Source organism: Pseudomonas sp. A1230 (genome assembly GCF_044218825.1).
Taxonomy (GTDB): Bacteria; Pseudomonadota; Gammaproteobacteria; order Pseudomonadales; family Pseudomonadaceae; genus Aquipseudomonas; species Aquipseudomonas iridis.
Genome location: NZ_CP162582.1, coordinates 1,497,605 through 1,523,783, shown reverse-complemented (window position 1 = coordinate 1,523,783; position 26,179 = coordinate 1,497,605). Strand labels below are relative to the sequence as shown.

At 60.0% G+C, this 26,179-nt stretch carries 22 protein-coding genes and 1 pseudogene; 14 read left to right on the top strand and 9 right to left on the bottom strand.

The window, feature by feature from the left end:
• The first annotated feature begins 26 nt into the window (after positions 1-26).
• The 8 genes from AB4P97_RS07210 to AB4P97_RS07175 all read left to right on the top strand — a co-directional run bounded on the left by AB4P97_RS07210 (position 27) and on the right by AB4P97_RS07175 (position 11,498).
• Positions 27-1,859: an extracellular solute-binding protein gene (locus tag AB4P97_RS07210; protein ID WP_395602317.1), complete on the top strand. Its 1,833-nt coding sequence runs from the start codon at positions 27-29 to the stop codon at positions 1,857-1,859.
• Positions 1,856-3,697, top strand: coding sequence for an extracellular solute-binding protein (locus AB4P97_RS07205; protein WP_042558796.1), 1,842 nt, complete (start codon positions 1,856-1,858; stop codon positions 3,695-3,697). The genes AB4P97_RS07210 and AB4P97_RS07205 overlap by 4 nt, the downstream gene beginning before the upstream one ends.
• A 4-nt stretch (positions 3,698-3,701) precedes the next feature.
• Positions 3,702-4,775 carry a microcin C ABC transporter permease YejB gene (locus AB4P97_RS07200; RefSeq protein ID WP_042558795.1) on the top strand — a complete coding sequence of 358 codons (1,074 nt, stop codon included), beginning with the start codon at positions 3,702-3,704 and terminating at the stop codon, positions 4,773-4,775.
• Position 4,776: 1 nt separating this feature from the next.
• Positions 4,777-5,796, top strand: a complete 1,020-nt coding sequence (locus AB4P97_RS07195; protein ID WP_042558794.1) for an ABC transporter permease — start codon at positions 4,777-4,779, stop codon at positions 5,794-5,796.
• 1 nt (position 5,797) lies between these two features.
• Positions 5,798-7,408, top strand: a complete 1,611-nt coding sequence (locus AB4P97_RS07190; protein WP_047300747.1) for an ABC transporter ATP-binding protein — start codon at positions 5,798-5,800, stop codon at positions 7,406-7,408.
• 19 nt (positions 7,409-7,427) lie between these two features.
• Positions 7,428-8,222 (top strand): enoyl-ACP reductase FabI, encoded by a 795-nt coding sequence (fabI, locus tag AB4P97_RS07185; protein WP_007910591.1) that lies wholly within the window; start codon positions 7,428-7,430, stop codon positions 8,220-8,222.
• A 150-nt stretch (positions 8,223-8,372) separates the two neighbouring features.
• Positions 8,373-10,823 (top strand): hypothetical protein, encoded by a 2,451-nt coding sequence (locus tag AB4P97_RS07180; RefSeq protein WP_395602316.1) that lies wholly within the window; start codon positions 8,373-8,375, stop codon positions 10,821-10,823.
• Positions 10,824-10,841: 18 nt separating this feature from the next.
• Positions 10,842-11,498 carry a hypothetical protein gene (locus AB4P97_RS07175; RefSeq protein WP_395602315.1) on the top strand — a complete coding sequence of 219 codons (657 nt, stop codon included), beginning with the start codon at positions 10,842-10,844 and terminating at the stop codon, positions 11,496-11,498.
• A 109-nt stretch (positions 11,499-11,607) separates the two neighbouring features.
• Here AB4P97_RS07175 and AB4P97_RS07170 read toward each other — a convergent pair whose 3' ends face one another.
• The 4 genes from AB4P97_RS07170 to AB4P97_RS07155 form a co-directional block, all read right to left on the bottom strand.
• Positions 11,608-12,576, bottom strand: coding sequence for a diguanylate cyclase domain-containing protein (locus AB4P97_RS07170; protein WP_395602314.1), 969 nt, complete (start codon positions 12,574-12,576; stop codon positions 11,608-11,610).
• Between the two features lie 62 nt (positions 12,577-12,638).
• The gene (locus AB4P97_RS07165; protein WP_395602313.1) at positions 12,639-13,217 is read right to left on the bottom strand and encodes a hypothetical protein; all 579 of its coding nucleotides are present in this window, start codon (positions 13,215-13,217) and stop codon (positions 12,639-12,641) included.
• 1 nt (position 13,218) lies between these two features.
• The gene (locus AB4P97_RS07160) at positions 13,219-15,381 is read right to left on the bottom strand and encodes a molybdopterin cofactor-binding domain-containing protein (protein ID WP_395602312.1); all 2,163 of its coding nucleotides are present in this window, start codon (positions 15,379-15,381) and stop codon (positions 13,219-13,221) included.
• Between the two features lie 20 nt (positions 15,382-15,401).
• On the bottom strand, positions 15,402-15,857 hold the full coding sequence (locus tag AB4P97_RS07155) for a (2Fe-2S)-binding protein (protein ID WP_007965305.1): 456 nt from the start codon (positions 15,855-15,857) through the stop codon (positions 15,402-15,404).
• A 261-nt stretch (positions 15,858-16,118) separates the two neighbouring features.
• Here AB4P97_RS07155 and AB4P97_RS07150 point away from each other — a divergent pair, with 261 nt between their 5' ends.
• Positions 16,119-16,949, top strand: coding sequence for an alpha/beta fold hydrolase (locus AB4P97_RS07150; RefSeq protein ID WP_042558788.1), 831 nt, complete (start codon positions 16,119-16,121; stop codon positions 16,947-16,949).
• A gap of 409 nt (positions 16,950-17,358) precedes the next feature.
• On the opposite strand, the gene AB4P97_RS07145 is transcribed toward AB4P97_RS07150, so the two are convergent.
• Entirely contained in the window at positions 17,359-17,751 is a 393-nt protein-coding gene (locus AB4P97_RS07145; RefSeq protein WP_395602311.1) for a GFA family protein, read from the bottom strand.
• 110 nt (positions 17,752-17,861) lie between these two features.
• Here AB4P97_RS07145 and AB4P97_RS07140 point away from each other — a divergent pair.
• Together AB4P97_RS07140 and AB4P97_RS07135 are read left to right on the top strand one after the other, a co-directional pair.
• A pseudogene (locus tag AB4P97_RS07140) lies at positions 17,862-18,005 on the top strand (VOC family protein); the annotation flags it as partial.
• Positions 18,006-18,075: 70 nt separating this feature from the next.
• The gene (locus AB4P97_RS07135; protein WP_395602914.1) at positions 18,076-18,909 is read left to right on the top strand and encodes a helix-turn-helix domain-containing protein; all 834 of its coding nucleotides are present in this window, start codon (positions 18,076-18,078) and stop codon (positions 18,907-18,909) included.
• A 98-nt stretch (positions 18,910-19,007) separates the two neighbouring features.
• Here AB4P97_RS07135 and AB4P97_RS07130 read toward each other — a convergent pair whose 3' ends face one another.
• From AB4P97_RS07130 to AB4P97_RS07115, 4 genes are all read right to left on the bottom strand, one after another.
• Positions 19,008-19,595: a LysE family translocator gene (locus tag AB4P97_RS07130; protein ID WP_395602310.1), complete on the bottom strand. Its 588-nt coding sequence runs from the start codon at positions 19,593-19,595 to the stop codon at positions 19,008-19,010.
• Between the two features lie 208 nt (positions 19,596-19,803).
• Positions 19,804-22,041, bottom strand: a complete 2,238-nt coding sequence (locus AB4P97_RS07125; RefSeq protein ID WP_395602309.1) for an ATP-binding protein — start codon at positions 22,039-22,041, stop codon at positions 19,804-19,806.
• Positions 22,038-22,652 (bottom strand): biliverdin-producing heme oxygenase, encoded by a 615-nt coding sequence (locus tag AB4P97_RS07120; RefSeq protein WP_042558784.1) that lies wholly within the window; start codon positions 22,650-22,652, stop codon positions 22,038-22,040. The genes AB4P97_RS07125 and AB4P97_RS07120 overlap by 4 nt, the downstream gene beginning before the upstream one ends.
• A gap of 232 nt (positions 22,653-22,884) precedes the next feature.
• On the bottom strand, positions 22,885-23,298 hold the full coding sequence (locus AB4P97_RS07115; RefSeq protein WP_042558783.1) for a VOC family protein: 414 nt from the start codon (positions 23,296-23,298) through the stop codon (positions 22,885-22,887).
• Between the two features lie 180 nt (positions 23,299-23,478).
• On the opposite strand from AB4P97_RS07115, the gene AB4P97_RS07110 reads away from it, so the two are divergent.
• The 3 genes from AB4P97_RS07110 (at position 23,479) to AB4P97_RS07100 (ending at position 26,176) form a co-directional block, all read left to right on the top strand.
• Positions 23,479-24,561 carry a bifunctional transcriptional activator/DNA repair enzyme AdaA gene (locus tag AB4P97_RS07110; RefSeq protein ID WP_395602308.1) on the top strand — a complete coding sequence of 361 codons (1,083 nt, stop codon included), beginning with the start codon at positions 23,479-23,481 and terminating at the stop codon, positions 24,559-24,561.
• A 93-nt stretch (positions 24,562-24,654) separates the two neighbouring features.
• Positions 24,655-25,272: a DNA-3-methyladenine glycosylase family protein gene (locus AB4P97_RS07105; RefSeq protein ID WP_395602307.1), complete on the top strand. Its 618-nt coding sequence runs from the start codon at positions 24,655-24,657 to the stop codon at positions 25,270-25,272.
• 388 nt (positions 25,273-25,660) lie between these two features.
• Complete coding sequence (locus AB4P97_RS07100) at positions 25,661-26,176, top strand: DoxX family protein (RefSeq protein WP_395602306.1); 516 nt, start codon at positions 25,661-25,663, stop codon at positions 26,174-26,176.
• The last annotated feature ends 3 nt before the right edge of the window (positions 26,177-26,179 follow it).

Here is a 26,179-nt window from a genome sequence, read left to right as displayed (position 1 = left end):
CCCAAGCCGCCTGGATCAGATCTGACTTGAAGCGTCCCCTCCTCCTGCTCCTGATCAGCCTGGCCTTGAGCTCATCCGCAAGTGCGACGATTACCGAAAGTCACGGTTATGCGCAATTCGGCACGCTCAAGTACCCGGCCAGATTTACCCACTTCGACTGGGTCAACCCGCAAGCGCCCAAGGGCGGTACGTTGCGGGTAATGGCGTTCGGCACTTTCGATACGGTCAATCCGTATACCTTCAAGGGCACCAGCCCGGTTTCCACAGGGAATTTCCTTCAGTACGGCATCAACGAGCTGAACGAACCACTGATGGTCGGCACCGGCCAGTATTCGCCGTCCGGTGACGAACCGGCATCCAGCTACGGCTTGATCGCGCAATCGGTGGAGTACAGCGAAGATCGCAGCTGGGTGGTGTTCAATCTGCGCCCGGAAGCACGCTTCCACGACGGAACCCCCATCACCGCCTACGACGTGGCGTTCTCCTACCGATTGCTGCTCAAGGAAGGTCACCCGCTGTATCGCACCGCGCTGCAGGAAGTGCTGCGGGTCGACATCCTCAACAAGCAGCGCATTCGTTTCGTGATGAAGCGCTCAGGTAACCCGCTGTTGATTCTGCGCCTGGGCGAATTACCCGTGCTGCCGCAACACTACTGGAAAGACCGCGACTTCAAGGCCACCACCTTCGAACCGCCGCTGGGCAGCGGCCCGTACCGCATCACTTCGGTGACGCCGGGGCGCCAGTTGATCTTCGAGCGGGTCAAGGATTACTGGGGCAAGGACCTGGCGGTCAATCGCGGCAAGTACAATTTCGATCGCATGGAAGTCGAGTTCTACCGCGACAGCGACGTCGCTTTCGAAGCCTTCAAGGCCGGCGAGTTCGACATCTACATCGAGCATCAGGCGAAGAACTGGGCCAACGGCTACAACTTCCCGGCCGTGCGCCGTGGCGAGGTGATCAAGGCGCAGATTGCGCATCAGATCCCGACCCAGAGTCAGGGCCTGTTCATGAACACCCGGCGAGCGACCTTCGCTGACACCAGAGTTCGCGAAGCGCTGGGCCTGATGTTCGACTTCGAATGGACCAACCGCGCGCTGTTCAGCAATGCGTACAAGCGCACCACCAGTTACTACCCCAACAGCGAATTTTCCGCCAGCGGCCTGCCGGTCGGGCACGAATGGCTGATGCTCAAGCCGTACAGGGAGCAACTGCCGGCGAAGCTGTTTACCGAGCCGTTCACCCTGCCGCAGACCGACGGGCGCGGCGTTCCTCGGGACACCATGCGCAAGGCGCTGGCGTTGCTTGCCGAGGCTGGCTGGAAACTTAATGGCCAACGCCTGCAGAACGCCGCTGGCCAGCCATTTCGCTTCGAGCTGTTGCTGGTCAATCCGAACCTGGAACGCCTCCTCCAGCCGTATATCGAGAATCTCAAAAGTATCGGCATCGACGCGCACCTGCGCACCGTGGATCGCGCCCAGTACAAACAACGCCTCGATCAATTCGACTTCGACATGATCCTGATGACGCTCAGCCAGACCCTCAGCCCGGGCCTTGAGCAATGGCAGTACTTCCATTCCAGCCAGGTCGGGATCAAGGGCAGCAAGAATTACGCGGGCATCGCCAATCCGGTGGTCGATCACCTGCTCGAACAATTGCTCGCCGCGCGCACCCGCGACGAGCAGGTTGCCGCCGGCAAGGCCCTCGACCGCGTACTGCTCTGGCAGCACTACAGCATTCCCAACTGGTACCTCAATTATCATCGCCTGGCCTACCGCAACCGGTTGGCCTTTGTCACCACGCCGCCCTACACCCTGGGCCTGAGCGCATGGTGGCTGAAGTCTTCGGAGAAAGATCAATGAAACCGATCCGCGCCCTGCTCGTGCAGGCCAGCGGCCTGCTGTTCGCCGGGCTGGCGTTTGCCGCCCCGCAGCATGCCTTGACCCTATACAACGAGCCGCCGAAATACCCGGCCGACTTCAAGCATTTCGACTATGTGAACCCCGACGCGCCCAAAGGCGGGACTTTTCGCCAGGCCGGGTCCGGCGGCTTCGACAGCCTCAACCCGTTCATCAGCAAGGGCGTACCTGCAGAAGACATCAGCCAGATCTACGACACCCTGACCAAGCACAGCCTTGACGAGCCCTTCACCGAATACGGCCTGATCGCCGGCAAGATCGAAAAGGCCCCGGACAACAGTTGGGTGCGTTTTTACCTGCGCCCCGAAGCGCGTTTCAACGACGGCCACCCGGTACGCGCCGACGACGTCGTGTTCAGTTTCGAGACGCTGACCAAGGAAGGCTCACCGCTGTTTCGCGGCTACTACAATGACGTTGCCGAAGTCATCGCAGAAGATCCGTTGAAAGTACTGTTCAAATTCAAGCACGCCAACAACCGCGAACTGCCGCTGATCCTCGGCCAACTGCCGGTACTGCCGAAACACTGGTGGGCCAGCCGTGACTTCAACAAGGGCAACCTGGAAATTCCGCTCGGCAGCGGCCCCTATAAGGTCACCGAAGTGAAAGCCGGGCGTTCGGTGCGCTACGAGCGGGTCAGGGATTACTGGGGCAAGGACCTTCCGGTCAATCGCGGTTTCTACAACTTCGACACGATGACCACCGATTACTACCGCGACAACACCGTCGCCCTCGAAGCACTGAAGGCCGGCCAATTCGATTTCTGGCTGGAAATGACCGCCAAGAGTTGGGCCAACGCCTACAACATCCCGGCCGTCACCGAAGGTCGGTTGATCAAGGAACAGATCGCCAACGGCAACCCGACCGGCATGCAGGGCTTCATTTACAACTTGCGTCGCCCGGTGTTCCAGGACATGCGCGTGCGACGGGCCTTGAGCCTGCTGTTCGATTTCGAATGGACCAACAAGCAACTGTTCAACGGCGCCTATGTGCGCACCCGCAGTTATTTCGAAAACTCGGAAATGGCCGCCACCGGCCTGCCCGACGCCGATGAGCGGGCCATTCTCGAACCCTTTCGCAGCAAACTGCCGGCGCAGGTGTTCAGCGAAGCCTTCGAGAATCCGAAGACCGACGCCAGCGGCATGATTCGCACCCAGCAACGCGAAGCCTATCAACTGCTGCAAGAGGCCGGCTGGAAGATCGTCGACGACAAAATGGTCGACGCCAGCGGTAAACCGGTGGTCATCGAGTTTCTGCTGACGCAGACCGATTTCGAACGCGTGCTGCTGCCGCTCAAGCGCAACCTCAGCGACCTCGGCATCGATCTGGTGATCCGCCGTGTCGATGTCTCGCAGTACATCAACCGCGTGCGTTCGCGGGATTTCGACATGATTGTCGGCAGTTTCCCGCAGTCCAATTCGCCGGGTAACGAGCAGCGCGAATTCTGGATGAGTGCCGCCGCCGACAAGCCGAGCAGCCGCAATACCATGGGTTTGAAAGATCCGATCGTCGATCAACTGGTCGAGAGCCTGATCAACGCTGATACGCGCAAAAGTCTCGTGGCCCATGCCCGCGCGCTCGACCGCGTGTTGCAGTGGGGCTATTACGTCATCCCCAACTGGCACATCAAGACCTGGCGCGTCGCCTACTGGAACCACATCGGCCACCCGAAAGTCTCGCCCAAGTACGACATCGGGATTAATACCTGGTGGGTCAAACCCGACGCGAAACCGGCGATAGAAGTCGAAACCAAACTGCAAGCCGACCCTGCGGGCACGGAGTAATCAGATGCTGGCGTATATTTTTCGGCGACTGTTGCTGATCATCCCGACCCTGTTCGGCATTTTGCTGATCAACTTCGTGATCATTCAGGCTGCGCCCGGCGGGCCGGTCGAGCAGATGATCGCCAAGCTCGAAGGCTTCGAAGGCGCCACCAGCCGCATTGCCGGCGGCGGTGCCGAAGTGTCGGTGGCCGGTTCCGCCTATCGCGGTGCGCAGGGCCTCGACCCGGCGCTGATCAAGGAAATCGAGCACATGTACGGGTTCGACAAATCGGCCCCGGAACGTCTGTGGATCATGGTCAAGAACTACGCGTCGCTGGATTTTGGCGACAGCTTCTTTCGCGACGCCAAGGTCATCGACCTGATCAAGGAAAAGCTGCCGGTATCGATTTCGCTGGGGCTGTGGAGCACGCTGATCATGTACCTGGTGTCGATCCCGCTGGGGATCGCCAAAGCCACGCGGCACGGCAGTCACTTCGATGTCTGGACCAGTTCGGCGATCATCGTCGGCTACGCGATCCCGGCGTTCCTCTTCGCGATCCTGCTGATCGTGGTGTTTGCCGGCGGCAGTTATCTGGACTGGTTTCCGTTACGCGGCCTGACCTCGAACAACTTTGACGAATTAAGCCTTGGCGGCAAGGTCCTTGATTACTTCTGGCACCTGGCGCTGCCGGTGACGGCATTGGTGATCGGCAATTTCGCGACGATGACCCTGCTGACCAAAAACAGCTTCCTCGACGAGATCAACAAGCAGTACGTGGTCACCGCCAAGGCCAAGGGCCTGACCCGTCACCGCGTGCTCTACGGTCATGTCTTCCGCAACGCCATGCTGCTGGTGATCGCCGGGTTTCCGTCAGCGTTCATCGGTATCTTCTTCACCGGCTCGTTGCTGGTGGAAGTGATTTTCTCGCTCGACGGCCTCGGTCTGATGAGTTTCGAAGCGGCGATCAACCGCGATTACCCGGTGGTGTTCGGCACCCTGTTCATTTTCACCCTCCTGGGACTGGTAGTGAAACTGATTGGCGACCTCACCTACACACTGGTCGATCCGCGCATCGACTTCGAAAGCCGGGAGCATTGAGATGAATCTGTCCCCTCTCAACCGCCGCCGCTTCGAACTGTTCAAGGCCAACAAGCGCGGCTGGTGGTCGCTGTGGCTGTTTCTGATCCTGTTCGGGCTGAGCCTGGGCGCCGAATTGATCGCCAACGACAAACCGCTGGTGGTGCACTACGACAACAACTGGTACTTCCCGGCGATCAAGCGCTACCCGGAAACCACCTTCGGCGGTGAGTTTCCGCTGGAAGCCAACTACAAGAGCCCGTACATCCGTGAACTGCTCAAGGCCAAGGATGCGTGGGTGCTGTGGGCGCCGATTCCGTACAACTATCAAAGCATCAACTACGACCTGAAGGTCCCGGCCCCTGCCCCTCCGTCGGCGGACAACCTGCTGGGCACCGATGATCAAGGTCGCGATGTGCTGGCACGGGTGATTTACGGCTTCCGCATTTCGGTACTGTTTGCCCTGACGCTGACCATTCTGAGTTCGATCATCGGCGTGATCGCCGGGGCCCTGCAGGGCTTCTATGGTGGTTGGGTGGACTTGGCCGGACAGCGTTTTCTGGAGATCTGGTCAGGGTTGCCGGTCCTGTACCTGCTGATCATTCTGGCCAGTTTCGTCCAGCCGAATTTCTGGTGGCTGCTGGGGATCATGTTGCTGTTTTCGTGGATGAGTCTGGTTGATGTGGTGCGCGCCGAGTTCCTCCGTGGCCGTAACCTCGAGTACGTACGCGCAGCGCGGGCGCTGGGCATGCAGAACGGGGCGATCATGTTCCGCCACATTCTGCCCAACGCCATGGTCTCGACCATGACCTTCATGCCGTTCATCCTCACCGGCGCCATCGGTACGCTCACCGCGCTGGACTTCCTCGGTTTCGGCTTGCCGGCCGGCAGTCCGTCGCTGGGCGAGCTGGTGGCCCAGGGCAAATCCAACCTGCAAGCGCCATGGTTGGGCATGAGTGCGTTTGCGGTGCTGGCGCTGATGCTGAGTTTGCTGGTGTTTATCGGCGAGTCCGCTCGCGATGCCTTCGACCCGAGGAAGTGAAATGAATCAGGACAATCTGATCGAAGTGCGCGACCTCGCCGTCGAATTCGGTGTCGGCGAGCGCCTGCACCGGGTGGTAGAGGGCGTGAGCTTCGACATCAAACGCGGCGAAACCCTGGCGCTGGTCGGCGAATCCGGCTCGGGCAAATCGGTGACCGCCCACTCCATCCTGCGTTTGCTGCCGTACCCGATGGCGCGGCATCCGGCCGGCAGCATCAATTACGGCGGGCAAAACCTGTTGGGCCTGAGCGAGAAAACCATCCGTCACATCCGCGGCAACCGCATCGCGATGATTTTTCAGGAGCCGATGACCTCGCTCAACCCGCTGCACTCGATCGAGAAGCAGATCAACGAGGTGCTCGGCATCCACAAGGGGCTGACCGGCAAAGTCGCGACCAGGCGCACGCTGGAGCTTTTGGAGATGGTGGGCATCCCCGAGCCGCACAAGCGCCTCAAGGCTCTGCCCCACGAATTGTCCGGCGGCCAGCGCCAGCGGGTGATGATCGCCATGGCCCTGGCCAACGAGCCGGAATTGCTGATTGCCGATGAACCAACCACGGCGCTGGACGTGACCGTTCAGCTGAAAATCCTCGATTTGCTCAAGGAACTTCAGGCCCGATTGGGCATGTCGCTGCTACTGATCAGTCACGATTTGAACCTGGTGCGAAGAATTGCGCATCGCGTATGTGTCATGCAGCGCGGTTGCATCGTCGAACAGGCATCGTGCGCAGAGCTGTTCCGTTCGCCGCAGCATCCGTACACTCGGGAATTGCTCGGCGCGGAGCCCAGCGGAGGCCCGGCGACCAATAAAATCGGGGCGCCGCTGCTTGAGGTCGAGGACTTGAAAGTCTGGTTCCCGATCAAGAAAGGCTTGCTCAAGCGCACGGTGGATTACGTCAAGGCAGTGGACGGCATCAATTTCAGCCTGCCTCAAGGTCAGACTTTGGGCATTGTGGGCGAAAGCGGTTCCGGTAAATCCACGCTGGGTCTGGCGATTTTGCGGCTGATCGCCAGCAAAGGCGCGATCCGTTTTGAAGGCAAGCAGCTAGACTGCCTGACGCAGAACGAGATTCGCCCGTTGCGACGGGAGATGCAGGTGGTGTTTCAGGACCCGTTCGGCAGCCTGAGCCCGCGGATGTGCGTCAGCGACATCGTTGGTGAAGGCCTGCGGATTCACAAGATGGGTACCGCCGCCGAACAGGAAGCGGCAATTATTGCGGCATTGAAGGAGGTAGGTCTGGATCCGGAAACCCGGCACCGCTACCCCCACGAATTTTCCGGTGGGCAACGGCAACGCATCGCCATTGCTCGAGCGTTAGTGCTCAAACCGGCGCTGATCCTGCTGGACGAGCCGACTTCAGCGCTCGACCGGACGGTGCAGCGGCAAGTGGTGGAGCTGTTGCGTTCACTGCAAGCCAAGTACAACCTGACGTATTTGTTCATCAGCCATGATCTGGCTGTCGTCAAAGCGCTGAGCCACCAGTTGATGGTGGTCAAGCATGGCCAAGTGGTCGAACAGGGAGACGCGCAAGAAATCTTTGCAGCCCCTGAACATCCGTATACACAGCAGTTGCTGGAAGCCGCTTTTTTGGCACCAGCCACTGCGCAATAACCTGAAAGAGGAGCAACACATGGGTTTTCTCGCCGGTAAGCGCGTACTGATCGTCGGTGTCGCCAGCAAGCTGTCCATCGCATCCGGCATCGCTGCCGCCATGCATCGCGAGGGCGCTGAGCTTGCCTTCACTTATCAGAACGACAAACTGAAAGGTCGTGTTGAAGAATTCGCCCAAGGCTGGGGTTCGAGCCCTGAGCTGTGCTTCCCGTGCGACGTGGCCAGCGATGAAGAAATCGCCAAGGTCTTCGAAGCACTGAGCAAGAAGTGGGACGGCCTGGACTGCATCGTGCACTCCGTTGGCTTCGCCCCGGGCGACCAACTGGACGGCGACTTCACCGAAGCCACCACCCGTGACGGTTTCCGCATCGCTCACGACATCAGCGCCTACAGCTTCGTGGCCCTGGCCAAAGCCGGCCGCGAAATGATGAAAGGCCGCAACGGCAGCCTGCTGACCCTGTCGTACCTGGGCGCCGAGCGCACCATGCCTAACTACAACGTAATGGGCATGGCCAAGGCTTCGCTGGAAGCTGGCGTACGTTACCTGGCCGGTTCCCTGGGCCCGGACGGCACCCGCGTCAACTGCGTATCGGCTGGCCCGATCCGTACGCTGGCCGCTTCCGGCATCAAGAACTTCCGCAAGATGCTGGCCGCCAACGAAGCGCAGACCCCACTGCGTCGCAACGTCACCATCGACGAAGTCGGCAACGCCGGCGCGTTCCTGTGCTCTGACCTGGCGTCGGGCATCAGCGGTGAAATCATGTACGTGGACGGCGGCTTCAACACCACCGCCATGGGCAACATCGAAGAGTGATCTCGATGTAGAAAAAACCGCCTTTCGAGGCGGTTTTTTTTCGCCTGCGCAAAACTCGCGTACGAGCGATAACTATGTACCACCGGAGGTTCTCCCCGTCGTTCGACAATCGACGCTCAGCGGTTTTCAACCGCCTACAGGAGAACACTGATGGACGAAACCGAACAGCAACCGCAACGCGACCGGCGCGAACAGGCGCTGATCCGATGCCTCATCGATGAATTGACCGCCGTGCCGGTCGCCAGCCCCGACGCCCCGCTGCGCACCCTCGAGATTCCGCGCGAGTGCCTGCTGCATGAGTGGACAGAGCTTTATTGGTCTGCACTGGAGCGCCCGGAATTTCTCGACTGGGCCAGCCGGTTCCACATCGACCTCGACACCCTCAATCTCAAGGACGACACGTTACAGGTCCTGACTGCCCCGAACGGCACGCGCACCCTGCGCACATTCACCCTGGAGGACGACTCCGGCTGGTGGCAAATGGCACCGATCCTGTGGTCGATCTCCCAACGCATCGATACGGCCGGATTCGGCCTGCCGTATGTCGGCGGCAAGTCAGCCAACCCGCGGCATCGCTTTCCGCGCCGCGTGGTGCTGGCGTTTTACGGTTATCCGGAACCACAAAACGTGCAGCAGGCTCGCGCATTGATCAATGAGCTGAAACACAGCGGCCTCGCACGCATCAACGCCGACGGCCACACGACGTCCGCGCTGGTCGTAGAGCGCAGCACTCAGCTCCAGGATCTTCGCGACATTGCGACGACACTCGAACAGGCCCTTGCGGACGACGAGCAACGGCAGCGGCCGTTTGACCGTGCGAGCATTGCCGGCCTGCCGATTACCCTCACGTCAGGCTCGCTGCTGTCCAACGCCGCTTTGGTCCTCGACCTCGACCACGTTTTGAGCCGGTACGGCTACCCATTGCCGCAAAACAGCCAGCAAGCCCGCACGCTGGTCTCGCGTTTACGCCAGCAGACCTGGCCGCCCCTGCCCTACGTCAGTGAGTATGTTCAGACCGCGCTGCCCATTCTGCGTTACCAACAGGCGTTCGGCGACGTCGAGAACTGCCAGCACATCATTCGGCGGCTGGAGGCGTTGAGCCGTAACAAAGACGCCACGGCGCCAATTGATCTGACGGAACAGAGCCAACCGATGCCGGTTTCTTCATTGGGGTACCGGGTAGCCGCCGACAAGGTGACCCTGGCGGCGTTCAGGGCCAATGCTGCGTTTCAAGCGATTCTCAGGCGCGAAAACCTGCGGGCGAACAGCCCATTGTTGGTAAGCGAAAGGGGTCACGTGGGGACGCCAGGCAGTAACGACAGCTGGGTCAACCTGACGGCACAGGTGAAAAAAAACAGAGAGCTGAATGCCATGCTCGAGCGGCTTAAATCACTGGCAGCCGAGGCCGGTGGCGCCATGCGCAGCAACGGCAAGGTCAGCCTGAGGCAAATGATGCGTTTCTATGAAATGAATCTGCCCGACAACGTCGAATCGGCGCGACGCATCGCGCAGTGGGAAAAAAATCTGCTGGCCCTGCATCCCTCTTACATGGATCACTGGTACCTGTTAGGCCACCCCGGCAAAAACGCCGAGCGATTTACCGTGGAGCAACGCCGACTGATCATCGACACCACCCAGGCATTCGTCCCCCCTGACAGCGCCCCCCTGATCGACTACCTGAGCGAAGGCGTCGACACCGACCTGCCCCGCGCAACACTGCTGGCCAAAGCGGATTACCGGATCAGCCAGATCCTCATCACGCCCCGTTCGCATGCGCTGGGCAACCAATTGTTGAGTGCGTTCAAGCAGGCGTACAAAGAGAAGGCATTGATTGCCGTCAACCGCGAACGTCTGATAATGGCGGCGCTGATCCTCAGTCTTGATGCGAACATCGGCGAGCAGCTCGACCGGGTCGTGGGCCAACCGTTGAACGACCGCTTTTTCTGGGGTGAAAGTCTGAGCGAGGTGCGTCGCTTCATCGAGCATCAATCCGGTCTGGCCGCGATCACAAACAAAACCCTGGCCACCCACTTGCTGTTGTCGGGCATTGCGCCGGAGTTTCTGATTCGCGGCATCCCGGACTCCGTCACGTACATCAGCTCCATTGACTGGGTCAAACTGAAACAGACGGTGTTGCATGTCGAGCATCTCAAGTCAGGCCTGAGCCGACTGATGTCGTTCGACCAACTGATGACCCTGGCCAGCATCCCGATCGCGCTGACTGCACAGACGTACGAGAGCAAGTACGCGAGCGCTGCGCTGGTCGCCGACTGGGCCATCGCCCGAGGCCTGATCCAGCGTGATCCCGAGCTTGCCGGCAACACCTATGACGCAGCAACGCTGGGACAGGCTGCCGCCCGGTTCAGCGCGCACACGCAAGCGTTGGACCGGCTGCGCCAGGAAGCTTTCGACTCAGGGTTCGCCACGCCTTACACCGTGGCACTGGCCGATCTGCAGACTGTCTTCGGCCATCACCTGCACCTGGAAGACAGGGTTCTGGTCGCGAGCGACGCCAGCGCCAATGCGCACAACCAGGCGCCTTTTTACTCCCTCGTCGAGCTGCACATGGCCGACAGGTTGAAGCCCGACATGACGCACTAGCGCTCGACGCTGGCAGCGTTGAATCTGCATACGATGGCGCCGCAGTTTTCCCGACTTAGAAAGGTATCGGGGCAATTTCAGTCTGCACTGGCCAGCCGCCTGACGCGTTTGAAAAACGCCTACGTCGCGCTGATCAAGGAAGCGTTCTGCGAGCTGCCGTTGCAGCAAAGGCTAGATATCGAAGACGGTACGCTGCAACTGTTTGCGCTGCACCCGGTAGCAGAGCCGCAGCAGCCTGCCGGTGCGGGGTCGTTCGCCATCATCGCGTTGCTCGAGGGTTTTACCTCGCGGATTTTCGAAATTTTCGTGCGCCACTCGCAGGTGCGGTTGCGCAGGGACATTCCCCCCTCACTGTTGACGTCAGCCGCTCAGCGCGAGCTGCCATTCGATGACGAGGCCTACCGGCGCGGCACGCGTCCTCGTGAGCAGGCGATCTGTCAGGGCATCATTGAGCGTCTCGACGTACCGGGGGCGCCGTTCACGCGGCAGTCGGCCGCGATTCCCGACACCTACGCCTCACCCGCAATCAACGCCATCGCCCAGGCCGCCGTCGATCACTTGTTCAAGGAACGCGAAGCATCAGCCCTGGAGCGTGCCGGGGCTACCCTCGACCTGAAAGATGCCGAGACCTGCCATGCGGCCTGGTTGGCGTTCTATCAATCCTTGAGTCCGTAAGAACGATGACAACGCGCCGAACGTCACCGGCGCCATTATGTTTTGAGCGGTTTGCTGGAGTTCAGGCATGCCGCCGCCCGTGTGGGCGCGGGCACTGCGCTTCAGGTCCTTACTGGATACGCTTCAACGCCTGTTTGTGCGCATACATCGCCCCGTCCGCATCGGCCAGCAGGCGGTCGACGTTGTCGTGGCGTTGCGCGTCGTATTCGATCTGGCCGACGCTGAAGCGGATGGCGTAACCACGGTGGAGCGTGGCGTTGCGTTCTTCGAGAATTTCCTTGAGGCGTGCCATGACCGCTGTGGTCTCGATGTGGCTGGAGCCAGTCAGCAGTGCGACGAATTCATCGCCGCCCAGGCGTCCGACCACATCGCTCTCACGAAAGGCGATGCGCAGCACATCGGCGAAAGTCTTGAGCGCACTGTCACCCTCGGCGTGACCGTAAAGGTCGTTAATCTGTTTGAAGTCGTTGAGGTCGAAAAACAGCAGCGTCGCCGGCCGGTGCAACCGCGCGCAAGCGTCCAGCGCATGCTGAGCCAGTTGCTTGAAGCCGCGACGGTTGGACAGCAGCGTCAGCTCGTCCATGCTCGCCATCTGCACCGCCGTCAGCTCTTGCTCGGCCATCTCGGCCAAGTCACGCAGCAGCGCACGCTCCTCTTCGTCGAGATCACGGGGCTTGGTGTCGATCAGGCACAACGTCCCAAGTTTGTTGCCAGTGGGCACGGTCAGCGGATAGCCGGCGTAGAAACGAATGTTCGGCTCGCCGGTCACCAACGGATTGTCATGGAAGCGCTCATCCTCGCGGGCATCGCGCACCAACAGGAGGTCATCCTTGAGAATCGCGTGGCCGCAGAAGGAAACGTCCCTCGACGTCTCGGTAGCATCGAGCCCGACACAGGATTTAAACCACTGACGGTCCTTGTCCACCAGCGTCACCAATGCAATGGGCACATTGAACAGGCGTTTGGCCAGCCGCGTGAGTCGGTCGAAACGCTCTTCGGGAGCCGAATCCAGAAGATTGAGGCCATGCAGCGCCTGAATGCGCGCCTCTTCGTTGGCAGGTTTTCGGGGAACCAGCATCACACACTCCATTGGCATCAATGTTCCTAAGAGTAGCGCTAATTCTCCTCGGCCTCACCCCATCAACCACCCACTACAGGACAAGGCCCCCCAGCATCGGCCCAGAGCTTGAACTGGTTCACGAATATGTCGTGCGGCACCGGCACTGGCGCGCGGCCGGTGCCGGGATTCCAGCCCCAAAGCACCAGTTTGTCCTCGCTGACATGTTTGATCAGCGCGGCGAAATCACGGTCGCCATTGCTCGCGCGGTCTTTGATCATCGCGCACAGCTTGTCCGGCGGCAGGCCGATCCAGGCCATTTTGTGCGCCGCTGGCGGCAGGCTCCAGTGCGGCGCCCCCGGAGGGGCATGGGGGCCGTAACTGGCCGGTGGATTGTTTTCAGCATGACATGTGGCACAAGGCAAACCGGCGGCGCCCTTGCCGTCCATACCGCGCACCACGCTCATCGCATGAGGAATGCCGGCGTCGAATTGCAGCGGCGAATCGCCGGGAATGTGGCAGTTCTGGCAGCGCGGACTCTGGAACACTTTCTGCACCGTGGCGAAGGCTTTCAAGGCCTCCTGCTCGTCGGCGAACAAATCCGCGGCATAGCCGCCCAGACCGACCAACACCACCGCTCCCAAGACCAGATGTCGTTTCATCTCATACCCCCGACAGTTGCAGCGGCAGTTCGCGCAGGCGTTGCCCGGTCAGGGCGTACACCGCGTTGGCCACCGCCGGTGCGGTCGGCGGCACACCGGCCTCGCCGATGCCGCCAGGTTTGTCGCTGCTGGGTACGATGTGCACCTCGACCACCGGCATTTCGTTAAGCCGCAGCACCTGATAATCGTGATAGTTGGACTGCACGACCGCACCGTCCTTGAGCGTGAGCTTGCTGTGCAGCGCCATGCCCAGACCGAAGGTGATGCACGATTCCATCTGCGCCGCGATGCTCTGCGGGTTGACCGCAATCCCACAGTCCACCGCGCACACCACCCGATGCACGCGAATCGCCAGATTGTCCTGGGACACCTGCGCGACCTGCGCCACATAACTGCCAAACGATTCGTGCACCGCGACACCCAGTGCATGGCCCTCCGGCAGCGGCGCTGTCCAGTTGGCCTTCTCAACCGCCAGATTGAGCACGCCGAGATGACGCGGATGCTCCTTGAGCAATGTTCGCCGGTATTCGACCGGGTCCTTGCCCGCCGCCGTGGCCATTTCGTCGATCAGCGACTCCATGACAAACGCCGTGTGGCTATGCCCCACCGAACGCAGCCACAGCACGTTGATTCCGGTCTGCGGTGAATGCAGATCGACCTGATGATGGGCCAGACCTTTGACGTACGGACTGTCGCTGACACCTTCGACGGACGTCGGGTCGATGCCGTTCTTGACCATGGTCGCTTCCAGCAACGTGCCGGTCATGATCGACTGCCCGACCAGCACATGCTGCCAGCTCAGGGGCAGCCCATCCGCGCCAAGGCCGATTCGCGCCTGATGCAGGAACATCGAGCGGTAATAACCGCCGCGGATATCGTCCTCCCGCGACCACACGGTTTTCACCGGCAGACCCGCCGCTTTCGCCACTTGCACGGCTTCAGCGACAAAATCCGAAGTCGGATTGGCCCGGCGGCCAAACCCGCCGCCGAGGAATTCCGTGTGGATTTCCACCTGCTCGGGCTTCAACCCGGTGATTTTTCCGGCAACCATTTGATCGAGCGTCTGAAACTGCGTACCCGTCCAGATTTCACATTTCTGCTCGCTGATTTTCACCGTACAGTTCAACGGTTCCATCGGCGCATGCGCCAGGTAAGGCACGCTGTATTCAACGTCGATCTTCTTCGCCGCTTTGCTGAAGTTGCCCTTGGCATCGCCGGCCTGACTGGCTGATGTGCCCGGTGTGGTGGCCAGTTTGCGAAAGCTCTCCAGTAGCTTTTCGCTGCTCAGATCCGCGTTAGGCCCCAGGTCCCAATCGACTTTCAGCGCATCGCGGCCCAGTTTCGCCGCCCAGTAATGCTCCGCAATCACCGCGACGCCACTCGGCACCTGCAGCACTTTATGTACGCCCGGGATCGCCAATGCTTGAGCGCCTTCGAAGGACTTGACCGTCGCCCCGAAAGCCGGCGCACGGGCGACCATGGCGGTCATCAAACCCTCGAATTGCACGTCCATGCCGAACTTGGCGCGGCCGGTGATTTTCTCCGGGGTATCGAGGCGTTTGGTCGGTTTGCCGATGACTTTCCAGTCCTTGGCCTCCTTGAACGTGATGGATTTCGGATCCGGTGCCGGCAGTTGCCCGGCGGCGTCCGCCAGTTCGCCGTAGGTTGCGCGTTTATCGCCAGCAATCACCACACCCGATTCGGTGCGAATCGTCGAAGGCGCGACGTCGAAGCGCTTGGCCGCCGCCTCGACCAGCATCTGCCGGGCCGTTGCACCGGCCAACCGATAGCGGTCGAACTCCATCCAGGTTGACGTCGAGCCGCCAGTAATCTGCATGCCGCCAAAAGCGGGCATGCCGTAATCCGCCGCCGACGCGGGCGAATGTTCGACGCGGATGGTCGACCAGTCAGCGTCCAGTTCTTCAGCGATCAGCATGGTCAGGCCGGTCCAGATGCCCTGGCCCATTTCCGAATGCCCGAGCAGTACGGTGACGCTGTTGTCGGCGCCGATGCGCAGAAAGGCATTCGGCGCAAAGACTTTGCCCTCACCCTCCGCCGCCATGGCAAACCGGTGGCCGCCAGGCACGGCAAACGCCACCACCAGACCGCCGCCCAACAGGGCACTGCCTTTGAGAAAACCCCGACGCGATACGGGACTGTTCATCGTTTATCTCCCCGTCAGGTTCAACCGATCTCGGCCGCACGTTTGACCGCTGCACGAATTCTTGGGTAAGTGCCGCAGCGGCAGATGTTGCCGGAGAGCGCCTGATCGATATCGCTGTCGGTAGGTTTGGGGATTTTCGCCAGCAAGGCAGCGGCCGACATGATCTGCCCGGACTGGCAATAACCGCACTGCACCACATCGAGTTCGGCCCAGGCCTGCTGCACAGGGTGCGAGCCATCCGTGGACAAACCTTCGATGGTGAGGATTTTCTGCCCATGGGCGACGGCCGTGGCCGGGGTGATACAGGCACGCAACGGCGCGCCATCGACATGCACGGTGCACGCGCCGCACTGCGCCATGCCGCAACCGAATTTGGTGCCGGTCAGGTGCGCGACATCACGCAGGACCCAGAGCAACGGCATGTCCGCGGGGACGTCGAGCTCTTGATCCTTGCCATTGATATTCAAAGTCAGCATCGGGTTTTTCCTCAGACTCACGGTGTTCTGAAGGGACGTCACTGCGGCTGTAAAGCCTGCGCGCGCCTCGGCTTATCCCTTTCAGCAAAGCCTAATTTGCGCCTCAAGCCAGACGTGGCGACCACCGGTCATGCACATGTCGACTTTAATCCTACAGTTGATAACGGCTCGCACTGCGCCGCCAGAGGAACACTTCGTACCAGCGAACCGATTCGCGAACATCTCGCGGGTTGCCCTCCATATGTGTCAGGAGTAGCGAACATGGGATTTGTCACCACCCAAGATGGCGTCGAAATTTTCTACAAGGACTGGGGACCGAAGGACGCCCCGGTCATCCACTTTCACCATGGCTGGCCGCTCAGCTCCGACGACTGGGATGCACAAATGCTGTTCTTTCTGGGGCAAGGCTTTCGGGTGATTGCCCATGATCGCCGTGGTCATGGACGTTCGAGCCAGGTCTGGGACGGTCACGACATGGATCACTACGCCGATGATGTCCTTGCGGTGGTCAACCATCTGGGCGTGAAAAAAGCCGTGCACGTCGGCCACTCCACCGGCGGCGGTGAAGTCATCCACTACATCGCCCGCCATGGCCAGGACAAAGTCCTCAAAGCCGCGATCATCAGCGCGGTGCCACCGCTGATGGTCAAGACCGAAAGCAACCCGGGTGGTTTGCCGAAATCGGTGTTCGATGACTTGCAGGCACAACTTGCGGCCAATCGTGCGCAGTTCTATCGCGATGTGCCGAGCGGTCCGTTCTACGGCTATAACCGACCGGGTGCCGAGGCGCAGGAAGGTGTTATCGCCAACTGGTGGCGCCAGGGCATGATTGGCGGCGCGAAGGCGCATTACGACGGCATCGTGGCGTTCTCGCAGACCGATTTCACTGAGGATCTAAAGCGCGTGACGGTGCCGGTGCTGGTGATGCATGGCGAAGATGACCAGATTGTTCCCTATGAGAACTCGGCGCCTTTGTCGGCGAAATTGCTGCCAAATGGCACGTTGAAGTCGTATCCGGGATTTCCGCACGGGATGCCGACGACTGAGGCGGCGACGATTAATGCGGATTTGTTGGCGTTTATTCGCGGGTGATCATTTCTGGAGTCAGAGACTTGGCCCTGTAGAAGCGAGCTTGCTCGCGAAAGCGGTTTGTCAGTGAATATCATGCTGACTGACCCACCGCTTTCGCGAGCAGGCTCGCTCCCACGGGTTCTGAGTGCATACAGTGAAATATGGCAACTTGAGTGGTGAGAAGCTCAGGCGGTCGGCTTTGGGTCTCTTGGTGTGCTCGCCCCTCACCCCAGCCCTCTCCCGAGGGAGAGGGAGCCGATATCTGGGCTTTTCAACACTTGAGTTCGACTCGATATCCCACGTCGGTGTACTTCTCGCCAACACCTCGGTCAGTTCCCTTTCCCTTTGGGAGAGGGTCTGCTTTTGGCTGTTTAAAAACGTGCCGACGGTGCACACCGCTTTTGATCTTGTCCTGCGGCCCCGTCACGCACTAGTCATCGGAACGCCCACGACCCTCGCGATCCCGTTCGTAATGGTGAGCAAGAGGAAGCGCCGGCAGCCAGGACTCACGCCGAATCGTCCAGAGCTCATAAGTGGGCTTGAATTGATCAGGCTGATCGAGCGACCCCACGTTCACCTCAACTTCATCAGCCGAACGCGTAAACACGGGAGAACCACAGCGTGGGCAAAAAAACCGCCCATTGTAGTCACGCGTTTCGCCAGTAACCGTCACTGCGCTCGCAGGAAAAATCGCCGAGGCATGAAACAACGCGCCATGGCGTTTGCGGCAGTCGAGACAATGGCAAAGTCCCACGCGGTAGGGTTGCCCCGAGGCTTCGAAGCGAATGTCGCCGCATAGGCAGCCACCCGTGAATCGGTCCATGGTGGATCTCCTCTGTTCACCCATGTGTACCGTGCGTAAACACATTCCCGCACGCCAGTTTAAATCGATCTACGGCACCACTAATCGACGAAGGACTGACTACGCTGTTAATCCAGCACGTCTTACCTGCCGAGGACGACTGCCAGGCAACGCTTTCAAAAACTCACCCGTGCCTGTGGTTCGACAATCAGGCTGGAGCCGCCGCGAGGTTCTACTGCTCGATCTTCGATGACGCGAAAATTACCGGTCTGACTACAGACTGCAACGAGCCTTTGCCGGCCAGAGCTAATACACTCGGGCGCTGGCCTGCCGGGAAGGACGATGATGAAACACGCTGCCGCCAAAAACCCTGAAAAAGCCCCGCGCTTCTGGCGTGATGAGGCCCTGCCGTTCATTGAGGCGCGGGCCATCGCCGATGGTCGCGAGGTGTGTTACGCGCGGCATTCCCACGCGCATTTTTCCATTGGTGCGATCACAGCCGGGCGCAGCACGTATGTGCATGAGCAAGCACATTTCGAGGTCGCCACCGGCACTGTGGTGTTGATGAATCCTGGCGATGTGCACGCGTGTAATCCGATTGATGATCAGCCGTGGTCGTACCTGATGCTGTATGTCGAGACACCTTGGCTGACCGATCTGCAACACCAACTGGGTTTCGGTGTGGAGCTTGAGTTTCGCCGGTTTGCGACCACCCATGTCAACGATGCCAGCCTGTTCGGCGACCTCAACGATTTGTATGAAATCCTCGTCGACCCCCAGCAGGATGCCCTCTGCAAACAGAGCGCAGCGGTGGAGTTTTTCACCGATTTGCAATTGCGCCTGAACCCGGCGCAACAGCCGGTGCGCGAGCCGAATTTCAAGCTCGAACGTGCCGCCGACTACATCCGTGAACACTGCACCGATCTGCTGAGCCTGGATGACATTTGCCGCGCGGCGCAGCTGTCACCGTCCTACCTGATCCGCGCCTTCAAGCAACATTTCGGCATGACGCCGCATGCTTTTCTGGTCAACCAACGCATCCAGTTCGCTCGCGAGCGATTACGCAGCGGGCAGTTGATTGCCGATGTGGCGCTGGAGGCGGGGTTTGCCGATCAGGCGCATTTTCAACGGGCATTCAAACAGCATCTGGCGGCGACGCCCGGCCAGTATCGCGGCTGACCGGGTCGTTCAGAATCAACAGATCGCAGCCTTCGGCAGCTCCTACAAGGATCGGTGCAGGAGCTGCCGAAGGCTGCGATCTTTTGATCTTCAAGCAACTACGGTAGCAACAGATAAACCGCACTCACGACCAACAACCCCGCCATCAGCCGATTGAACAGGCGCATCCCCGCCGGATTGCCCAACCATCCGCGCAAAAACGTCCCGGCATACGCCCAGCAGCCCACCGACAAATAGCAGATCACCAGATACACCGCCGCAAACTGCCAAACCAACCGTGCCTCGCCATCAGCAACAAACGCGCCCATGCCGGCGACGCAAGCCAGCCAGGCCTTCGGATTGAGCCATTGCATGACGGCGCCATAGAGCATGGATGGGGCACGCCCCGAGTCGCCGGCATTCAGTTGCCCGTCATCGGTCGCGAGCTTCCAGGCCATGAACAGCAGAAACGCCACCCCGGCCAGTTGCACCACGCGGGTCATGAATGGCCAGAGCTTGAGGATTTCGTGCAGGCCCAATCCCATCAGCACCAGCAACAGCACAAACCCCAACGTCGCCCCGGCGACATGTCGCTGACTGGCGCGAAAGCCGAACTGCGCACCGGAGCTCAGCGCCACGATGTTGACCGGGCCGGGGGTAATGGACGCTGCCAGAGCAAACGCCGCCATCGAAAGAACAAGACTCATCGCACACCTGCTTCAAAACGAGGAACAAGGTGCTCACGGTAACCAGCGACTGGTCACCGGTATTGAAGAAAATCACCCTGAACCTGAAACGACTAACCCCTGTAGGAGCTGCCGCAGGCTGCGATCTTTTGACTTTGTTTTTTAAAATCAAGATCAAAAGATCGCAGCCTGCGGCAGCTCCTACAGGGGCGAAGTGCAGGCAATTGGATCAGTCGAGGCGCGGCACAGTAAAACGGAACTCGCTGCCCTGCCCCGGCTCACTGTCGGCGAAGATCTGGCCGCCATGCGCTTCGACGATGCCTTGGCTGATGTACAAACCCAGGCCGGTGCCAGTCGGATTACCTTCTTTCACCGTCCAGTAACGGTCGAACACGTGAGGCAGGTGTTCCTTGGGAATGCCTTCGCCGCTGTCGCGCACGATGAAGACGATTTCATTGCCGACTGATTTCGCGTGCACGCCAACCGAACCCAGGCGCGGGGTGAATTTGATGGCGTTGCCCACCAGATTCGACAACACCTGAAACAGCCGCTCCGGGTCGGCATGAATGCGCAGATCCGGATCAGCCGCGAAAGAAATGCTGATGTCCTTGTCCAGTGCCAGCGGCGCGAGCAAGGCTTGCGCCTCTTCGAACATCTGGCTGACGTCGAGTTTCTGCGGCGTGATGCTGTATCGCCCGGCGTCGATCTTGGAGGTATCGAGCAAGTCTTCGAGCAGCGTATTCATACGCCCGGCCGCCTGTTGCATGGTGTCGATGGCCGTCGAGATTCGCCGCGAGGTGTGCGGGCCGTCGGAGCTGAACGCTTTCTGCATCATGCCGCAGAGCATCGAAATGACGGTCATTGGATTGCGCAGGTCGTGGGAGACCACCGCCACCAGTTCATCGCGGGCACGCACGGCTTCCTGCTCGCGTCGTACCTGACGGGCCAGATCGTTTTCCAGCGCCGACCGGCGCAAATCGTTGGCCGCAAACAGGTCGCCATGGCTCCACTTGGCGGAAATACCGGCCATCTCGACCTTCCAGATTTCAAACGAGGTGCGCGGGCGCAGGCGCATGCCCGAATCAGAATTTTCCAGATCCAGCGGCTTGCGCGGATCGCCACTCCAGTTGATGTTTTCTTTCACTTCCGCTCGGAACCACAGCACGCCGTTGTCCACCGGTTTTGGCAGGCTCATGGCAAGTACGCCGCTGGCCACGTGGGGATACTGCGCGGCGGGTGGATAAACGCTGGCCAGATGGTGACTGGCGAACACCGGCTCGGCGCTTTCCTGCAACCATTTGTGCAGGGCGCGGATGTCTTCCGGTTCAGGGCAGTTGCCGTAACGATGCAATTGCTTGTCTTCAATGATTGCGACACCGCCGGCATCGGCCAGCGCCATCAGAACCTGTGGCTGATTGGCCAAGCCGTCGAAGACATTTTGCGGCGAATCGATCATGGCCTGATTGAGCAGCGCCAGCGCTTCGACCTTCTCTTCACGCTGGCGACTGACCTCCAGCGCCTCCATCGCGCTGATCTGCAGCGACAGCACCTGGCCGATGGTCTGGCAAGCGGTGCGCAATTCATGCGGTACATGCAGTGGCTGACGGTTGCCGCAACTGATCAGCCCCCAGAGCTTGTCACCCTTGAGCAGGGAAATGCTCATCGACGACAGCACGCCCATGTTCTTCATGTACTGGCAGTGAATCGGCGACACGCTGCGCAGCGTCGCAAAACTCAAATCCAGCGGCGTCTGCGTATCCGGACGCAACTTCGGTACAAGTGGCACCGGTTGATAGTCGGCGTTGGGGATGATGCGCAGCCAATTTGTCCGGTACAGCTCCCGCGCCTGCTCGGGAATATCCGAGGCCGGGAAGAACAGTCCGTTGAAGACTTCCATTGACGGATCGGACGCTTCGGCGATGACCTGGCCGTGCCCCTCTTCTTCGAAACGATAGATCAGCACCCGGTCATACCCGGTGATCGCCTGGATTTCCTTGACGCTGATGTCGTACAGCGCCTGCAGCGTCGTGGCCGCTTGCAGACGCTGGAGCATGCGCCCCAGATTTGTCTGGCTGCCGGCAACATTGCGCGGCTGGAAGTTTTCGACGTGAATCTCCAGCTCAAGAATCAATACGCCCTGATGTCGATGCAGCAACCCCTCGAACGCGGTGCCATTGAGGTGGAGGTACAACCGCGGCGCGTCGAAGAACGCCGCTTGCTGCAAGGCCTCACGCACCTGTGCTGTGTGCACTTCACCCAGCAAATCCACCAATGGCTGGCCAATCAACGCCTCTGGCGCACGGCCCAGCAAGGTTTCGACGTTGGCGCTGACCTGAATGATCTCAAGCGCCGGTTCGCTCAACGTCAGCAGCAACCCGTGAGGCTGGATTGCGCCGGGGAAGCGGATCGGCTCGTCAGCACAGTTGGCCAGCAGTTCTTCAAAGTCTTTCTTGTCTTGCGGATTCATGCCAATACCTCCTGGCATTCGAGCCAGCGCTCGAAGCAACTGAATGTGGTTTGCGCGGCCAGCACGACCGCTTTGCGCTGATCAGCGTCCATCGGGCGATTGCCCAGGTATTCGATGAAATCGCGCCAGCGACGGCCGGTGGCAGCGCCGTAGACATCGAGGAAGGCAGCGCCGTTGTCTGCTTCAAGGCCCAACCGTGCGGAGATTTCTCGACGCAGGATCTGTCCGCCGAGGGTTGCGCCCTCGAGCACGTACAGCACACCCAGGCACGCAGCGCTCGAATCAATTACAGGCAACTGATCGCAGATCGGCAGGTTTTCCAGCGAAGCGGGCGCTAACCCCAACGCTTGCAGATCGCCGCGCAATGTATGGGTTTTGAGGCGTGGCGTCAGGTCGAAATCGTCGGGGACTGAACCACTGCGCTGCAATGCGTTTTCCAGCGGGAAATAGAAGCCGTAATAGGCCGCTATCAAGCGCTTGAAAGCAGGTAAATCGAGCGTATCGGAGAAAAAAGGAAGGCGTTTTTCCAGTGCGATGTGCAGTTCGGCAGTGCCGGCCCGCAAATCTTGCAGCACCGGTGGCACATAAACCTCACGGGCCTTTGCTTGCATGTATGTCGCTCTTGGTGAGGCCGCCTGGGGCCATTCGGGGTGTAAAAACGTCGCGTGAAATTTTACACGTCAAACGACATTTCTGACCGCGCAAATCGTTTTTTCAGACGAAACCACGGCCCTCGGACATTTCAGAGTTCCCTCTGACGCGAAAAGTTCGACCCGATTTGATGCGCCTGGGGTTGCTGTACCGCGACGGCACCGCCTGACTGTATGGTCCTGCGAAGCGGGCTTAAGTCTGCGACGGACCTTTGAGTTCGACCTGATTGCCATCCGGGTCGAAACAGTACAGCGACAAGCCGTTGCCCTCGGCACCGAAGCGGGTAGCGGCTTTTTCCACGCTGAGGCCATGTGCCCGCAAGTGCTCGATCAGCGCCGCTTCATCGAATGGCTCGATTCGCAGGCAGAAGTGATCGACGTTGCGCCCCTCCGCACCCGCCGCTCCACCACCCTGGCGGCCGATGTCGCCCGCAAGGTCAACGAGATCGATCATCGACGTCCCGGCGCGCAAATGCACCAGCCCCAGCGGTTCGTTGAATTTGACCACTTCGGCGCCGAACACCTGGCCGTAGAAATCGATGCTGCGTTGCAAGTCGGCGACGCGCAGGACGATGTGATCAATGTGCTGAATTACAAACGGATGCATTGGGCAGACCTCAACAAACTGTAGGAGCTGCCGCAGGCTGCGATCTTTTGATCTTGTTTGTTCAGGACCAACATCAAAAGATCGCAGCCTGCGGCAGCCCCTACAATAGTTCAGCGTTAGCCGGAATTCATTGTCGATTTTTCGGTGGAGCCATCGAGAATCTGGTTTTACTCTCACCCCATGAACATACAAACCGCTGCCCTGCCGCCCCATGCCGAGATGGTTCGCGCCATGCTCGAACGCGACACTGCCTATGAAGGCGTGTTCTTCACGGCCGTAAAAACCACCGGGATTTTCTGCCGTCCCAGTTGCACCGCACGCAAACCGAAACCGGAAAACGTCGAGTTCTTCGCCCATGCCGACGAATGCATGAGCGCCGGTTACCGCGCTTGCTTGCGCTGCAAACCGCTGGACGCTGCGGCCATTGCACCGGACTGGATACAGCGTTTGCTCGCGGCCGTCGACGCTGACCCCGAGCTGCGCTGGAGCGATGCGCAATTGCTCGCCGAAGGCATTGAGCCGCTGAAGCTGCGGCGCTGGTTCAAGCAGCATTTCGGCATGACGTTCCATGCCTGGCTGCGTACCCGGCGCCTGGGCATGGCACTGGGCGGGATCAAGCAAGGCACCTCGATCGACCACGCAGCGTTCGATTCCGGGTATGAATCGCTGAGCGGGTTTCGCGATGCTTTCCAGAAATCATTCCACATCACCCCGGGCCGCACCGCCCACAGTGAACCGCTGTTGTTTACCCGATTGACCACGCCGCTGGGCCCGATGATTGCCATGGCTGAGCAACGCGGCCTGGTGTTGCTGGAGTTCCTCGACCGGCCGGCATTGACCCGGGAAGTCGAGGAATTGCAAAACCACTATGGCTACGTGGTCGCACCGGGGCATAACGCGCATCTACAGCAGATCGAGCATGAGCTGGCGCAGTATTTCACCGGCCGCTTGACCACTTTCACCGTCGCCTTGCACCTGCCCGGCAGTGAGTTCGCCCGGCAAGTCTGGTCAGCCCTGCAACAAATCCCCTACGGCCAAACCAGCACCTACGGCGCCGTTGCCGCCAGCCTGGGCAAACCCGGCGCCAGTCGCGCGGTGGGCCTGGCCAACGGTCAAAATCGGCTATCGATTGTGGTGCCCTGCCATCGGGTGATCGGCGCGGACGGCTCGCTCACCGGTTATGGTGGAGGTCAGCCGCGCAAGGCGTTCCTGTTGAGGCTGGAAAACGCCGCCGTTCAGCTCACACAACAACTGGCTTTCTGACGACTTGAATCGACTCATAAAAAGGGATTTCGATGGACGCATGCAGCACACGGATTGATTTCGACAGGTCAATCAACAGCCCGGGCTGTCAGCGTGGCTGACGCTTATAAGACGGCCAGCTCATTCCTCGCCACGCTCGATGCCGACTGGCAACGACACATCGCCGCGGTCGGCGCTTGCCTGCATCAACCGCATCCGGCGCGCGATCCATACGAATCGCTGGTGCGTGCGATTGCCTATCAGCAACTGCATGCAAAGGCTGGAGATGCGATTGTCGGTCGGTTGGTCGGGTTGTTTCCCGGGCAATCGTTTCCGCGACCGGAGCAAATCCTCGCAACCGGGTTTGATCAACTGCGCAGCTGTGGGTTTTCGGCGGGCAAGATTGCGACGATTCAGGGGATTGCCCAGGCGACGCTGGATGGCGTGGTGCCGGATTACGCCACGGCGTTGGCAATGGATGATGAAGCGCTGATCGAGCGACTGGTCAGCCTGCGCGGGGTCGGGCGCTGGACGGTGGAGATGCTGTTGATTTACAGCCTTGAGCGGATGGACATCTTGCCGGCGGATGATTTTGGCGTACGCGAGGGGTATCGGCGGTTGAAGGGGTTGCAGGTGCAACCGACCCGTAAGCAAATGGTTGAGATTGGTTTGGGCTGGAGTCCGTATCGGACGGTGGCAGCTTGGTATTTGTGGCGGGTGGCCAAGCCGTAGACCGCATCATCGTTCATCGCTGGCAAGCCAACTCCCACGGGTTTTGTGGCGGATGGAAAACTTGTGTTCGCCGCTAGACTCTGTGGGAGCTGGCTTGCCAGCGATGGCGTCTACACGTTCCGCACATGTTCCAAGACCAGACACTATCCCAATGTAGGAGCTGCCGAAGGCTGCGATCTTTTGATTTGGTTTTTTAAAGACAAAATCAAAAGATCGCAGCCTTCGGCAGCTCCTACAGGGGAATGCAGTGGACTGTATCGCACTGTGTACCGCCAGGCGGCAGACACATCCAATGCACAAATTCGCACAGTGGCGACACACCAACGATACACCCCAACGCTCAAATCACCCGGTCGATCCCACTCACCCGATCCACCGGAGATTCCCCATGACCACCACCCTTTCGAGCGCCGTCAAAGGCTTGCACCTGAACCTTGACCGCGCCGGTGCCTGGCTGGCGCCGCTGACCCTGCGCGTGTTTATCGCCTGGGAATTTTTCGAGTCGGGGCTCGAGAAGTTCAACGGGCAGAACTGGTTTGAAGACATTCAGGACAAATTCCCGTTTCCCTTCGATCACCTGCCGTCGACGCTGAACTGGGAACTGTCGATGTGGGCCGAGCTGATCTGCGCCTTGGCGATCCTTATCGGTTTCGGCACGCGAATCTCGGCCATGTCGCTGATCGTGGTGACCGTCGTCGCCACCGCCGCCGTGCACTGGCCTGCCGACTGGTCGTCATTGAGCGAACTGGCCCAGGGTTACGCGATCACCAACAAGGGCTTCGGCAACTTCAAGCTGCCGGCGATTTACCTGGCAGCTTTGGTGCCGCTGGTGTTCGCCGGCGCCGGCAAGTTGAGCATCGATGCATGGCTGGCGCGGGTGTTGTGGAATCGCCGCGACCGCTGAAGC

Excerpts from the sequence above, each read along its gene's own strand:
- AB4P97_RS07190 (WP_047300747.1), top strand. The coding sequence starts at position 5,798 with ATGAATCAGGACAATCTGATCGAAGTGCGCGACCTCGCCGTCGAATTC.
- AB4P97_RS07165 (WP_395602313.1), bottom strand. The coding sequence starts at position 13,217 with ATGAAACGACATCTGGTCTTGGGAGCGGTGGTGTTGGTCGGTCTGGGC.
- AB4P97_RS07135 (WP_395602914.1), top strand. The coding sequence starts at position 18,076 with ATGAAACACGCTGCCGCCAAAAACCCTGAAAAAGCCCCGCGCTTCTGG.
- AB4P97_RS07130 (WP_395602310.1), bottom strand. The coding sequence starts at position 19,595 with ATGAGTCTTGTTCTTTCGATGGCGGCGTTTGCTCTGGCAGCGTCCATT.
- AB4P97_RS07200 (WP_042558795.1), top strand. The coding sequence starts at position 3,702 with ATGCTGGCGTATATTTTTCGGCGACTGTTGCTGATCATCCCGACCCTG.
- AB4P97_RS07155 (WP_007965305.1), bottom strand. The coding sequence starts at position 15,857 with ATGCTGACTTTGAATATCAATGGCAAGGATCAAGAGCTCGACGTCCCC.
- AB4P97_RS07205 (WP_042558796.1), top strand. The coding sequence starts at position 1,856 with ATGAAACCGATCCGCGCCCTGCTCGTGCAGGCCAGCGGCCTGCTGTTC.
- AB4P97_RS07195 (WP_042558794.1), top strand. The coding sequence starts at position 4,777 with ATGAATCTGTCCCCTCTCAACCGCCGCCGCTTCGAACTGTTCAAGGCC.
- AB4P97_RS07120 (WP_042558784.1), bottom strand. The coding sequence starts at position 22,652 with ATGCAAGCAAAGGCCCGTGAGGTTTATGTGCCACCGGTGCTGCAAGAT.
- AB4P97_RS07100 (WP_395602306.1), top strand. The coding sequence starts at position 25,661 with ATGACCACCACCCTTTCGAGCGCCGTCAAAGGCTTGCACCTGAACCTT.
- AB4P97_RS07125 (WP_395602309.1), bottom strand. The coding sequence starts at position 22,041 with ATGAATCCGCAAGACAAGAAAGACTTTGAAGAACTGCTGGCCAACTGT.
- AB4P97_RS07160 (WP_395602312.1), bottom strand. The coding sequence starts at position 15,381 with ATGAACAGTCCCGTATCGCGTCGGGGTTTTCTCAAAGGCAGTGCCCTG.
- AB4P97_RS07110 (WP_395602308.1), top strand. The coding sequence starts at position 23,479 with ATGAACATACAAACCGCTGCCCTGCCGCCCCATGCCGAGATGGTTCGC.
- AB4P97_RS07150 (WP_042558788.1), top strand. The coding sequence starts at position 16,119 with ATGGGATTTGTCACCACCCAAGATGGCGTCGAAATTTTCTACAAGGAC.
- AB4P97_RS07170 (WP_395602314.1), bottom strand. The coding sequence starts at position 12,576 with ATGCTGGTTCCCCGAAAACCTGCCAACGAAGAGGCGCGCATTCAGGCG.
- AB4P97_RS07145 (WP_395602311.1), bottom strand. The coding sequence starts at position 17,751 with ATGGACCGATTCACGGGTGGCTGCCTATGCGGCGACATTCGCTTCGAA.
- fabI (WP_007910591.1), top strand. The coding sequence starts at position 7,428 with ATGGGTTTTCTCGCCGGTAAGCGCGTACTGATCGTCGGTGTCGCCAGC.
- AB4P97_RS07115 (WP_042558783.1), bottom strand. The coding sequence starts at position 23,298 with ATGCATCCGTTTGTAATTCAGCACATTGATCACATCGTCCTGCGCGTC.
- AB4P97_RS07180 (WP_395602316.1), top strand. The coding sequence starts at position 8,373 with ATGGACGAAACCGAACAGCAACCGCAACGCGACCGGCGCGAACAGGCG.